The 13,610-nt window shown below is 37.5% G+C and carries 5 protein-coding genes, 2 tRNA genes, 4 rRNA genes and 1 other annotated feature; of the genes, 10 read left to right on the top strand and 1 reads right to left on the bottom strand.

Going from position 1 to position 13,610, the window contains the following annotated elements; all coding sequences use genetic code 11:
- Positions 1–96: 96 nt before the first annotated feature.
- Complete coding sequence (locus tag CM240_RS12350; protein WP_084485438.1) at positions 97–2,499, bottom strand: rhamnogalacturonan lyase family protein; 2,403 nt, start codon at positions 2,497–2,499, stop codon at positions 97–99.
- Between the two features lie 210 nt (positions 2,500–2,709).
- Positions 2,710–2,872, top strand: a binding site (T-box leader).
- A 54-nt stretch (positions 2,873–2,926) separates the two neighbouring features.
- On the opposite strand from CM240_RS12350, the gene CM240_RS12345 reads away from it, so the two are divergent.
- The 10 genes from CM240_RS12345 to CM240_RS12300 all read left to right on the top strand — a co-directional run bounded on the left by CM240_RS12345 (position 2,927) and on the right by CM240_RS12300 (position 13,600).
- Positions 2,927–4,318, top strand: coding sequence for a glycine--tRNA ligase (locus tag CM240_RS12345; RefSeq protein ID WP_044039426.1), 1,392 nt, complete (start codon positions 2,927–2,929; stop codon positions 4,316–4,318).
- 465 nt (positions 4,319–4,783) lie between these two features.
- Entirely contained in the window at positions 4,784–6,163 is a 1,380-nt protein-coding gene (gene murD, locus CM240_RS12340) for a UDP-N-acetylmuramoyl-L-alanine--D-glutamate ligase (protein ID WP_044039425.1), read from the top strand.
- A gap of 332 nt (positions 6,164–6,495) precedes the next feature.
- Positions 6,496–6,613 (top strand): 5S ribosomal RNA (rrf, locus tag CM240_RS12335).
- 6 nt (positions 6,614–6,619) lie between these two features.
- A tRNA-Ile gene (locus tag CM240_RS12330) sits at positions 6,620–6,696 on the top strand.
- Between the two features lie 103 nt (positions 6,697–6,799).
- Entirely contained in the window at positions 6,800–7,297 is a 498-nt protein-coding gene (locus CM240_RS12325) for an HD domain-containing protein (RefSeq protein ID WP_044039424.1), read from the top strand.
- A 407-nt stretch (positions 7,298–7,704) separates the two neighbouring features.
- Positions 7,705–9,218: ribosomal RNA gene (locus CM240_RS12320) — 16S ribosomal RNA — on the top strand.
- 435 nt (positions 9,219–9,653) lie between these two features.
- A 23S ribosomal RNA gene (locus CM240_RS12315) occupies positions 9,654–12,554 on the top strand.
- 56 nt (positions 12,555–12,610) lie between these two features.
- A 5S ribosomal RNA gene (rrf, locus tag CM240_RS12310) occupies positions 12,611–12,728 on the top strand.
- Together the 16S, 23S and 5S rRNA genes with 2 tRNA genes alongside form the textbook arrangement of a ribosomal RNA operon.
- 5 nt (positions 12,729–12,733) lie before the next feature.
- A tRNA-Asn gene (locus tag CM240_RS12305) sits at positions 12,734–12,808 on the top strand.
- 105 nt (positions 12,809–12,913) lie between these two features.
- Positions 12,914–13,600 (top strand): response regulator transcription factor, encoded by a 687-nt coding sequence (locus CM240_RS12300; protein WP_044039423.1) that lies wholly within the window; start codon positions 12,914–12,916, stop codon positions 13,598–13,600.
- Positions 13,601–13,610 lie beyond the last annotated feature (10 nt).

Here is a 13,610-nt window from a genome sequence, read left to right as displayed (position 1 = left end):
TTTATAAAAATATTAATTTTTATGAAAGAAATATAGAAATGGGCTATTATACAAGAGTCTTTATAGTCTTGTATAATGGCCCATTTATTTAACTATTTAATCAGCTAATTCAAGAATCCATTCTTGGCATAGGTTAGAATTATATTCCCATTGTTGAATATTTGCTTTTTTACTTTTGCTGGCATTTTCTACTTCGATGACAGATTTATTTTTTGAAACTCTAGTGTATATAACAAAGTTACCATTATCTAGACATTTGAACTTGAATTGTTGATTAGTAGCAGATTTATCAGTATATAATGCTATATTAGTACCATTAGAAGTTTTTTTGCCGCTAACATCTACAACTTTATCTGCATTTCCAACTTGAGATACCATTTTATAATATCCATCACCAACACTTACTATTTTGAAAACTTGGGCAGATTCATCATTAGAAGGATGTTGTTGTATATTAGTATTATTAGCATAGTTGCCGTTTTTTACATCCATATATTGACCACTATTTGCATTTTTAAGTCTATAGCACTTACCACTAGTAATTTTAGTTACAGTAGTTGAATTATTAGATGTAGAAGTATTACTAGAACTAGATGAATCATTTGAGCTGTTAGAGCTACCTGCTAAATATATATTAGGTGAAGAAACCTTTGACATACCATTACCTAAGAAAAAGCTTGTATGTGGAGGTTGATTATATGCAACATTTTGCCAAGCTACTCCCAATCTATATACATAATCATGCATTAATGTATGAATACGATATTCAGTTATATCTGTTGTTGAATAAATCCTTAATTCACTACTATCGTCAGTTCTCCAAATTATTTCTTCGCGCCAATCTCCTAATATATCAGCCTGTAATACAGGAGTGGCCTTTGTACTATTATTAGCAGAGCATCCAGTAGCGGTTAAAAGTCTGTTTAATTTGTTATTTTGATAATCCCATTTATCTATTCTATTTCGATCTACTAATTCACGAGATAAGTCGCCATCCCACCATGCAGCAAAGTTTATAGAACCTGGAGTTGAAGAACTTATTTTTTCACCAGAAGAGTTATATAAGCCTTGGCCTGATGCCCACATTTCTTCGCCTGGATGAGTAGGATCTATATCAGCAGTAAGACCTCTACCTACATCAGTACCAGTCTTTATGCCCCAAAGCACTTTTCCAGTTTCTGCATCGCGAAGATCAAATCCATATTTGGAGGTCTTTGATTCGTGTACTTGGAAAACTTCCAATCCATCATTAGTAGGATCTAAGTCTCCAACATGTAACGCATCACCATGAGAAAGTCCTGTAGAATATAATCCTTTACCATTATCATCTATAGTTGCTGAACCAAATATTATCTCATCTTTATTGTCATTATCTACATCAGCTACACTTAAGCTGTGGCAACCACGATCTCTATAGCTAGAATTTGTTGAACCATCTGCAACGAACTCCCAATTCTTTGTAAGCTTGCCGTTTTTAAAGTTATAAGTTGTTATAGCAGTTTTAGCATAATATCCTCTGCTCATAACAAGACTTGGAGTTTTACCATCTAAATATGCAACACCACCAAGGAAACGATCAACTCTATTACCATAGCTATCTCCCCAATCACTTACTTTGCCTCTTTCAGGAGAAAAATCTATAGTAGATAAAGCTTTACCGGTGGAGCCTTCAAACATTGTTAAATACTCAGGACCACTTAAAACACGTCCTTTGCTATTTCTATAATCTTTACTCTTATCACCAATGTATTTTCCAGTACCGTCCTTTGTTCCATCTGCAGTTTTACATGCTACTTCAGCTTTACCATCGCCATCAAAATCATAAACTATAAATTGAGTATAATGAGCACCAGAGCGAATATTTACTCCTAAATCTATGCGCCATAGAAAAGTACCATCCATTTTATAAGCATCGATATAAGTGTTTCCTGTATATCCATCTTGAGAGTTATCTTTACTATTAGATGGATCCCATTTTAATATAATTTCATATTGTCCATCACCATCTACATCTCCTACACTACCATCATTAGCACTATAGCTATATTCTTCTCCAGATGGAGTTTTTCCATCAGCAGGTTTTTTTATTGGGATAGATTTATATGGTGTTGAGGATACAGATACCTCAGATGTTCCGTCCTGTTCTTTATTGTTTATTACTGGCTTTATAGAATATTTAGAGTTTGTAGTTCCGCTAGTATCAAGATAATTGGTGCTGTTAGTTATAGGTGAAGAATTTATTTTTTTACCATCTCTATATATGTTGAAAGAAATATTTTCATTATCAGTACCTAACATTCTCCAACCAATATATACACCATTGTTAACTTTAGTAGCTATAACGCCACGATCTAAATACTCCATTTGTCTTGCTGTAGAAGTGGCAGCGTAAACGTTAGTTTTTAACGATGAAAAACTTGCAATGGCTGAAGAATTTAGAGTTAGAGCAATAGCAGTTGTAAAAGTTATTATAGTTTTAATAAAAGTTTTTTTTATCACATAATCACCTCTTTAATATTTAATAAATAAAACAAAAAAAGAAAAAAGTAGTACCAATATAATACATTAAAATACAAAATAATGCAAGAAAAGACAAAATATGCTCAAGGGAAATGATGATAAAGCAATATTGACTTTTATATAATCTTTGATAAAATAAAATAAAGTAATTACTAATTTAGCTGAATGATATATAATAGTAATATAATGAAAGACGCGTTGAAAAAGAGGAGTAAATATAAGGGACCTTGAAGAGAGATGGTGGGTGCTGCAAACCATTAGGAAATTTATATTGAAGGAACTTTGGAGCGATTAAAAATAAAGTTGGGCTAGCTGCCAATAAGGGTGGAACCGCGGTAAAACCGTCCCTTAGATGAGCAGGTGGTTTTTTTGTTTTTTGAATAATAAAATTTAGGAGGTTATATCAATGGCAGTAGAAAAGACTATGGATAAAATAGTAGCGTTATGCAAAAACAGAGGATTTGTTTTTCCTGGGTCAGATATTTATGGAGGACTAGCAAATTCATGGGATTATGGTCCATTAGGAGTAGAATTAAAAAACAATGTAAAAAAGGCATGGTGGAAAAAGTTTGTTCAGGAGTCACCATATAATGTTGGATTAGATTCAGCTATACTTATGAATAGAGAAGTATGGGTAGCTTCAGGTCACGTTGGTGGATTTTCAGATCCATTAATGGATTGTAAAGATTGTAAAGCTAGATTTAGAGCAGATAAATTAGTTGAAGATCATATGACAGCGTCAGGAGTAGAAGTTGCTTCAGCAGATGGATGGACTAAAGAACAATTAAAAGAATATATAGATTCAAATAATATAGATTGTCCTAAGTGTGGAAGTCACAATTATACAGAAATAAGACAATTTAATCTTATGTTTAAAACATTCCAAGGGGTAACAGAAGATTCTGCTGCAGAAATTTATTTAAGACCAGAAACAGCACAAGGTATATTTGTTAACTTTAAAAATGTTCAAAGAAGTGCTAGAAAGAAAATGCCTTTTGGTATAGCTCAAATAGGTAAATCTTTTAGAAATGAAATTACTCCAGGAAACTTTACTTTTAGAACAAGAGAATTCGAACAAATGGAATTAGAATTTTTCTGTAAACCAGGAACAGATTTAGAATGGTTTAAATATTGGAAAGATTATTGCTGGAATTTCCTTTTAGGATTAGGAATGAATACAGAAGCATTAAGAATGAGAGATCATGAACAAGAAGAATTAGCATTCTATTCAAATGCTACATCTGATATAGAATTCTTATTCCCATTTGGATGGGGTGAGTTATGGGGAATAGCAGATAGAACTGACTATGATTTAACTCAACATATGAATCATTCTAAGACTGATCTTCAATATCAAGATCCAGTGACAAATGAAAAATATATTCCATATGTAATTGAACCATCATTAGGTGCAGATAGAGTTGTATTAGCATTCTTATGTAACGCATATGATGAAGAAGAAGTTTCTGAAGGTGATGTAAGAACCGTTTTAAGATTACATCCTGCATTAGCACCATTTAAGGTAGCAGTACTACCTTTATCTAAAAAGTTATCTGAAAAATCTACTGAGGTTTATAGTGAACTTGCAAAATATTTTGCTGTAGACTATGATGAAGCAGGGTCCATTGGTAAGAGATACAGAAGACAAGATGAAATCGGAACACCATTCTGTATAACTATAGACTTTGATACATTAGAAGATAATACTGTAACTGTAAGAGATAGAGATACTATGGATCAAGTTAGACTTCCTATTAGTGAAGTTAGAGCTTATGTAGAAGAAAAGTTATCATTTTAACAAATAAAAGGCTATGCTGGAATAGTGCATAGCCTTTTATATTTAATAAGTATTATAAAAAAATAAATAACCAGATAGGGATGCATCTGGTTATTTGGGGTTTGATCACGGGAATGTGTCAAATCTTTTTAAATTATGGGAATTTGTATCAAAGTTTTCTTGCGTTATGATATTATAATACATTATTTGCAGTATGTTTTCAACAAAAAAAATAATGTTTTTATATTCTGAAAATTCTATAAAATACTGTAAAAGCAGTAAAATAGCGTATGTAGATGTTTTCATAAAAAATGAAATTATACAAAAGTATTGTAGAATTATGAAAATTTATGAATATGTTATGAAAATTGTTGATGTCTTGATATGAAAGTAAAAATGTAGTTGTAATTTATTTATAGCTGTTATAAATCAATAAAAATACGTGATATAATTAATAAAGAGTTAATTATCAGGAGGGTTAAGTTTATGAGAGAAGACTTTAGTAAGTTCAAGGAATTTATAAAGAATAAAAATGTGGCTGTTGTTGGAATAGGTGTTTCTAACGTGCCTCTCATAAGGTTTTTAGTTAATTTAGGTGCGAATGTAAGTGCTTTTGATAGAAAAACTAGGGAAGCACTTGGAGAAATTGGAGATGAATTTGAAGAATTAGGGGTGAAATTAATCTTAGGAGAAGGTTATTTGGAAAAACTTACTGGATTTAAAGTTATTTTCAAAACACCATCAATGAGAATAGATTGTGATGCTTTAGTTAAGGCTAAAGAAGAAGGAGCATATATAACATCAGAGATGGAGGAGTTTATTAGATATTGCAAAGGTACAATTTTTGCAGTAACAGGAAGCGATGGTAAAACTACATCTACTACTTTAATATATAATATGTTAAAAGAAGAAGGTTATAAGACATATGTAGGCGGAAATATAGGAACTCCTTTGTTTGCGAATATAGAAGAAATTAAGGAAGAAGATAAAGTAGTTTTAGAACTATCTAGTTTTCAACTTATGACTATTAAATTGCCTATGGATGTTGTAGTGGTTACTAATATTACTCCAAATCATTTAGATATGCACAAAGGTATGGAGGAGTATATTGAATCAAAGAAAAATATATTTAAGTATCAAGATAACAATGGATTACTAGTATTAAATATGGATAATGATATAACAGCATCTTTTGTTGGAGAAGAAAAAGGTAGACTAAGTAAGTTTTCTACTAAGCAAATAATTGATGATGGAGCATACTATAAAGACGGAATTTTATATGTATATAATAAAAAAGTATGTGAAAAAGATGAGATAGTTATTAAAGGAATGCATAATGTAGAAAATTATTTAGGAGCTTTTTGTGCAGTATATGATTATGTTAGCATCGATACAATGAAAAAGGTTGCTACTACATTTAAGGGAGTAGAGCATAGATGTGAACTTGTTAGAGAAATTGACGGTGTTAAATATTATAATGATTCGATAGCATCATCACCTACAAGAACATTAGCAGGTTTAAATGCATTTGATCATCCTGTTATTTTAATTGCAGGAGGTTACGATAAAAATATACCATTTGAACCATTGGCAGAAGAAGGGTATGAAAAAATAAAATCTCTAATATTATTAGGAAAGACAAAAGAAAAGATCAAAGAAGTTTTTGATAATGTTATTAAGGAAAAGAACTTATTATTGCCAATTTACGTTGTTAATACTATGGAAGATGCAGTATTAAAAGCAAAAGAGATATCTAAGGAAGGTGATATTGTAACATTATCACCAGCATGTGCATCTTTTGATATGTATCCTAATTTTGAAGTAAGAGGAAGAGCTTTTAAAGATATTATTAATAAACTTCAATAAGTGTAATATTAATTGGTAAAAAAGAAAGTTAGTATATAAGGAAAGTATAGTGTGGAGGAGAAAAAAATTTCTTTTCCACATAATTTTAATTTATCATAAAACTAAAAAGTTAGAGTCAAATGATATTTTAATCCACAGCTTTTTATTTATAATAATTGTGTAAAATTTATAAAAATAAATTATTGACAATAAATTTTAAGTTGATATAATAACTATTGTAGCAAATTTGAAAGAATAATAAAGTTTTTTCACTGAATGAAAAGGAAACTCGCTCAGCAGAGCTGAGGAGTACAGTTCATTAAGCAAAATCATAGATTTTGAATGAACTAGCATCTGGTGATGATGCCTCTAAGGGATACACCCGTTCCCATACCGAACACGATGGTTAAGCCTTAGAGGGCCGATGGTACTGCATGGGAGACTGTGTGGGAGAGTAGGATGTTGCCAGGTAAGAATGGATCATTAGCTCAGTTGGTTAGAGCAACCGGCTCATAACCGGTAGGTCCGGGGTTCGAGTCCCTGATGGTCCACCATAAAGCCACATTGCAATTGCAATGTGGCTTTTATTTATATTATTACTGGAAATATAATGCTTTTACTGCATTGAGTTATATATAAGAAAAAGGGGAAAGATATATGATAGAGGAAATAATATTAAAAATGATAGAATATTTTGATGGTGATATAAAAAGGATAAATCATGCTATTAAAGTATATCAATTTGCTAAATTAATATCGTCTAGAGAGAATATGAAAGAAGATGAATATAAAGGCTTAGAAATAGCAGCTATATTGCATGATATAGGAATAAAGAATGCAGAAAGAAAGTATAATTCTTCAGCTGGTAATTATCAAGAGATAGAGGGTCCGGAAGTTGCTGAAGAATTATTAAATGAATTTAATATAGATAAAGATACGATAGAAAGAATAAAATTTCTTATAGGAAATCATCATTCTTATAACAATATTGATAAAATAGATTTTCAAATATTAATAGAAAGTGATTTTTTAGTTAATATTGATGAAGATAATATAGAAATAGAAGCTATAAAAATTATAAAAGATAAGTATTTTAAAACTAATATTGGGATTAAATTAATAGAATCTATGTATATCAATAAAAAGATAAAGTAGAAATATACATAGGATAATGTGTAAATTATAAGTAAAAATACATATTATCCTATGTTTTTTATAAAAATCAACTACAAGTGTGCCAGGTGTATCAAAGTGTGAAATAGTTAGAAATAGTGTGATATTTAAAGAAATAATAATATAATATAAGAATATAGTATAAAATCGATAAATGTAGAAATATTGTGGTGCTATAATAAGTCTTGTCGCTGCGAGAGAGCAGCAACGAGAAAGAAAAAAAGTTATTGACAAGGTTCGATAGCTTTGATAAAATAAATGAGCGTCGCAAGAGAGCGACAGATGATCTTTGAAAATTGAACAGAAGAAACATATAACCAGTTAATTCTTTAAATTGACTCATATATATGAAGTCAGCAAACTAGTACTAAGCTAGTAATCAAACTTTTTAAATTGAGAGTTTGATCCTGGCTCAGGACGAACGCTGGCGGCGTGCTTAACACATGCAAGTCGAGCGAACAAAGCTCCTTCGGGAGTGGAGTTAGCGGCGGACGGGTGAGTAACACGTGGGTAACCTGCCTTATAGAGGGGGATAGCCTTCCGAAAGGAAGATTAATACCGCATAAGAAGTAGAAGTCGCATGGCTTTAGCTTTAAAGGAGCAATCCGCTATAAGATGGACCCGCGGCGCATTAGCTAGTTGGTGAGGTAACGGCTCACCAAGGCGACGATGCGTAGCCGACCTGAGAGGGTGATCGGCCACATTGGAACTGAGACACGGTCCAGACTCCTACGGGAGGCAGCAGTGGGGAATATTGCACAATGGGCGAAAGCCTGATGCAGCAACGCCGCGTGGGTGATGAAGGTTTTCGGATCGTAAAGCCCTGTCTTTTGGGACGATAATGACGGTACCAAAGGAGGAAGCCACGGCTAACTACGTGCCAGCAGCCGCGGTAATACGTAGGTGGCAAGCGTTGTCCGGATTTACTGGGCGTAAAGGGAGCGTAGGCGGACCTTTAAGTGAGATGTGAAATACCCGAGCTCAACTTGGGTGCTGCATTTCAAACTGGAGGTCTAGAGTGTCGGAGAGGTAAGTGGAATTCCTAGTGTAGCGGTGAAATGCGTAGAGATTAGGAAGAACCCCGGTGGCGAAGGCGACTTACTGGACGATAACTGACGCTGAGGCTCGAAAGCGTGGGGAGCAAACAGGATTAGATACCCTGGTAGTCCACGCCGTAAACGATGAATACTAGGTGTGGGGGTTGTCATGACCTCCGTGCCGTCGCAAACGCATTAAGTATTCCGCCTGGGGAGTACGGTCGCAAGATTAAAACTCAAAGGAATTGACGGGGGCCCGCACAAGCAGCGGAGCATGTGGTTTAATTCGAAGCAACGCGAAGAACCTTACCTAGACTTGACATCTCCTGAATTACTCTTAATCGAGGAAGTCCCTTCGGGGACAGGAAGACAGGTGGTGCATGGTTGTCGTCAGCTCGTGTCGTGAGATGTTGGGTTAAGTCCCGCAACGAGCGCAACCCTTATTGTTAGTTGCTACCATTAAGTTGAGCACTCTAGCAAGACTGCCGTGGTTAACGCGGAGGAAGGTGGGGATGACGTCAAATCATCATGCCCCTTATGTCTAGGGCTACACACGTGCTACAATGGTGAGTACAAAGAGACGCAAAACCGTGAGGTGGAGCAAAACTCAAAAACTCATCCCAGTTCGGATTGTAGGCTGCAACTCGCCTACATGAAGTTGGAGTTGCTAGTAATCGCGAATCAGAATGTCGCGGTGAATACGTTCCCGGGCCTTGTACACACCGCCCGTCACACCATGAGAGCTGGTAACACCCGAAGTCCGTGAGGTAACCGCAAGGAGCCAGCGGCCGAAGGTGGGATTAGTGATTGGGGTGAAGTCGTAACAAGGTAGCCGTAGGAGAACCTGCGGCTGGATCACCTCCTTTCTAAGGATATATGTTTAGGGAGAACCTAAGCAAAAAGGTTTATGTCTTCTGTTCAATTTTGAAAGATCATAGAATCTTTCAAAATTATATGTTCGCTAGAAGCGAGCAGTACGAGGAAGCAAGGAACGAATGAGCGAATAATACTTATGTATATGAGCGAAATGAGTGACGTAGCTGACGAAGTAATGCGAAGCTTATAGTAGAGCAGATTGTTCTTTGAAAATTGCATAGTTACAATAAAGACTTTAAAATCTATTATAGATTTACTGATTTATATACCTATACTAATCTAGTAAAGATTGTATAGATTTATTCGCTAGAAACAAGCAGTACGAGGAAGCAAGGAGCGAATGAGTGAACAATACTTTTGTATGTGAACGAAATGAGCGACGTAGCTGACGAAGTAATGCGCAGTTTATAGTAGAATAAATGATAGGTCAAGCTACAAAGGGCGCAGGGCGAATGCCTTGGCACTAGGAGCCGATGAAGGACGTGATAAGCTGCGATAAGCTGTGGGTAGCCGCACATAGGCCGTGATCCACAGATTTCCGAATGGGGAAACCCACATGAGAAACCTCATGTATCCTTAAGTGAATACATAGCTTAAGGAAGGTAACCCGGGGAACTGAAACATCTAAGTACCCGGAGGAAGAGAAAGAAACATCGATTTTCTGAGTAGCGGCGAGCGAAACGGAAAGAGCCCAAACCAAGAGCTTGCTCTTGGGGTTGCGGACAGTTCATAAATACTTTGGAATTCTAGTCGAAGACAACTGGAAAGTTGCACCGCAGAATGTAATAGTCATGTAGGCGAAAGAACGAAAAAGTCAGAACTGATCCAGAGTACCACGAGACACGTGAAACCTTGTGGGAAGCAGGGAGGACCACCTCCCAAGGCTAAATACTACCTAGTGACCGATAGTGAAGCAGTACCGTGAGGGAAAGGTGAAAAGAACCCCGGGAGGGGAGTGAAATAGAACCTGAAACCCTGTGCCTACAACCGGTCGAAGCACCTTATGTGTGTGACGACGTGCTTTTTGTAGAACGAGCCAACGAGTTACGGTATGCAGCAAGGTTAAGTACTTATGGTACGTAGCCGAAGGGAAACCAAGTCTGAATAGGGCGACTAGTTGCATGCTGTAGACCCGAAACCGGGTGACCTATCCATGGCCAGGTTGAAGCGAGGGTAAAACCTCGTGGAGGACCGAACCACGTTGGTGTTGAAAAACCATGGGATGAGCTGTGGATAGCGGAGAAATTCCAATCGAACTCGGAGATAGCTGGTTCTCCTCGAAATAGCTTTAGGGCTAGCGTCTGGTAAATTAAGTGATGGAGGTAGAGCACTGAATGGGCTAGGGGGCCGCGAGGCTTACCGAACCTTATCAAACTCCGAATGCCATACACTTGTACCCAGGCAGTCAGACTGCGAATGATAAGATCCGTAGTCAAAAGGGAAACAGCCCAGACCGTCAGCTAAGGTCCCTAAATGTAGATTAAGTGGTAAAGGATGTGAGGTTTCTAAGACAACTAGGATGTTGGCTTAGAAGCAGCCACTCATTTAAAGAGTGCGTAATAGCTCACTAGTCGAGAGACCTTGCGCCGAAAATGTCCGGGGCTAAAATCTACTACCGAAGCTACGGACTCCTAACGGAGTGGTAGAGGAGCTTCCTGTATGGGCTGAAGTCGTACCGAAAGGAGCGGTGGACTGTACAGGAGTGAGAATGTTGGCATAAGTAGCGAGAATTGAGTGAGAATCTCAATGGCCGAAAATCTAAGGTTTCCTGGGGAAGGCTCGTCCGCCCAGGGTTAGTCGGGACCTAAGCCGAGGCCGAAAGGCGTAGGTGATGGACAATCGGTTGATATTCCGATACTACCAAATGACGTTATTACCAATGGAGTGACGCAGGAGGATAGGGTGTGCAGACTATTGGATGTCTGTCTAAGCACTTAGACATGTCTCTAGGCAAATCCGGAGACTAAGTTGAGGTGTGATGGGGAGCTCGTATGAGCGAAGTACCTGATTCCACGCTGCCAAGAAAAGCTTCTAGGGAGGAGTTTGGTACCCGTACCGCAAACCGACACAGGTAGATGAGGAGAGAATCCTAAGGCCAGCGGAAGAATTGCAGTTAAGGAACTCGGCAAATTGACCCCGTAACTTCGGGAGAAGGGGTGCCTACAGAAATGTAGGCCGCAGAGAATAGGCCCAAGCAACTGTTTAGCAAAAACACAGGTCTCTGCTAAAGCGAAAGCTGATGTATAGGGGCTGACGCCTGCCCGGTGCTGGAAGGTTAAGGGGATCACTTAGCGCAAGCGAAGGTGTGAACTTAAGCCCCAGTAAACGGCGGCCGTAACTATAACGGTCCTAAGGTAGCGAAATTCCTTGTCGGGTAAGTTCCGACCCGCACGAATGGCGTAATGATTTGGGCACTGTCTCAACTGCAAATCCGGCGAAATTGTAGTACCAGTGAAGATGCTGGTTACCCGCGATTGGACGGAAAGACCCCGTAGAGCTTTACTGTAGCTTAGCATTGAGATTTGGTATTGTCTGTACAGGATAGGTGGGAGACTAGGAAGCATGGGCGTCAGCCTGTGTGGAGTCATCCTTGGGATACCACCCTGACAGTACTGAATTTCTAACCGGAGGCCTTGAATCAGGTCACGGGACATTGTTAGGTGGGCAGTTTGACTGGGGCGGTCGCCTCCTAAAAAGTAACGGAGGCGCCCAAAGGTTCCCTCAGAACGGTCGGAAATCGTTCGAAGAGTGCAAAGGCAGAAGGGAGCCTGACTGCGACACTTACAAGTGGAGCAGGGACGAAAGTCGGGCTTAGTGATCCGGTGGTTCCTCGTGGGAGGGCCATCGCTCAACGGATAAAAGCTACCTCGGGGATAACAGGCTGATCTCCCCCAAGAGTCCACATCGACGGGGAGGTTTGGCACCTCGATGTCGGCTCGTCGCATCCTGGGGCTGTAGTAGGTCCCAAGGGTTGGGCTGTTCGCCCATTAAAGCGGCACGCGAGCTGGGTTCAGAACGTCGTGAGACAGTTCGGTCCCTATCCGTCGCGGGCGTAGGAAATTTGAGAGGAGCTGTCCTTAGTACGAGAGGACCGGGATGGACTGACCTCTGGTGTACCAGTTGTTCCGCCAGGAGCACAGCTGGGTAGCTATGTCGGGAAGGGATAAACGCTGAAAGCATCTAAGCGTGAAGCCCACCTCAAGATAAGATTTCCCATGACGTTAAGTCAGTAAGACCCCTGGAAGACTACCAGGTTGATAGGTCAGAGGTGTAAGTGTGGTAACATATTTAGCTGACTGATACTAATAGGTCGAGGGCTTGTCCAATGTATATAAAAAAGTTTATTGTAGCATGCAATTTTGAAAGAACAATATCTTTCAAATCTGGTGATGATGCCTCTAAGGGATACACCCGTTCCCATACCGAACACGATGGTTAAGCCTCAGAGGGCCGATGGTACTGCACGGGAGACTGTGTGGGAGAGTAGGATGTTGCCAGGTAATGATCCGTAGTAGCTCAATGGTGGAGCATTCGGCTGTTAACCGACAGGTTGGAGGTTCGAGCCCTCTCTACGGAGCCAAAAGAGATTAGTATTTTACTAATCTCTTTTTTATTTTTTTGTTTATATGATGAAATATAAATATATGTTAATATATAACTAATAAAAATAATATAGGAGATAATAATGAGAAGTATTTTATTAGTTGAAGATGATAATGCATTAGCATTAGGAGTAAAGTATACTCTTGAAAATGAAGGATTTAATGTATTAAGAGGAACATCTGTTGAGGATAGTAAAAAAGTATTTTGTAGTAATGAAAAAATAGATTTAATATTACTAGACTTAACGCTTCCAGATGGTAGTGGATATGATTTATGCAAATATATTAGAGAAAAATCAAATGTACCAATAATTTTTCTTACAGCTATGGATGAAGAGGCAAATGTAGTATTGGCTTTTGATTTAGGTGGAGATGATTACATAACTAAGCCCATTAGAATTAAGGAACTTATCTCTAGAATAAATGCAGTGCTTAGAAGAAGTAAAAGGGATGCTATGGATATTAAAAGATCTGGAGAAATAGCATTAGATATAAATAAAGCTAAATTATTAAAAAAAGATAAAGAGATAGTTATTACGACAGTGGAGTATAAGTTGTTAATGTTATTTTTTAATAATCCACAAAAAATTATTAGTAGAGATGAGATTATCCACAATTTATGGGATATAGATGGAGAGTTTGTGGATGGAAATACGCTTTCAGTTTATATAAGAAGACTTAGAGAAAAGATAGAAGATAATCCAAGTAAACCTGTTTATATAGAAACTTTAAGAGGATTAGGATATAAGTGGAGTAAAAATGTTATTTAGAGGGGTATGA

This window comes from Clostridium bornimense, assembly GCF_000577895.1.
Taxonomy (GTDB): domain Bacteria; phylum Bacillota; class Clostridia; order Clostridiales; family Clostridiaceae; genus Clostridium_AN; species Clostridium_AN bornimense.
This window is presented reverse-complemented; position numbering and strand designations above follow the sequence as displayed.

Coding starts and splice junctions, on each gene's coding strand:
- CM240_RS12345 (WP_044039426.1), top strand. CDS start 2,927: ATGGCAGTAGAAAAGACTATGGATAAAATAGTAGCGTTATGCAAAAAC.
- murD (WP_044039425.1), top strand. CDS start 4,784: ATGAGAGAAGACTTTAGTAAGTTCAAGGAATTTATAAAGAATAAAAAT.
- CM240_RS12325 (WP_044039424.1), top strand. CDS start 6,800: ATGATAGAGGAAATAATATTAAAAATGATAGAATATTTTGATGGTGAT.
- CM240_RS12300 (WP_044039423.1), top strand. CDS start 12,914: ATGAGAAGTATTTTATTAGTTGAAGATGATAATGCATTAGCATTAGGA.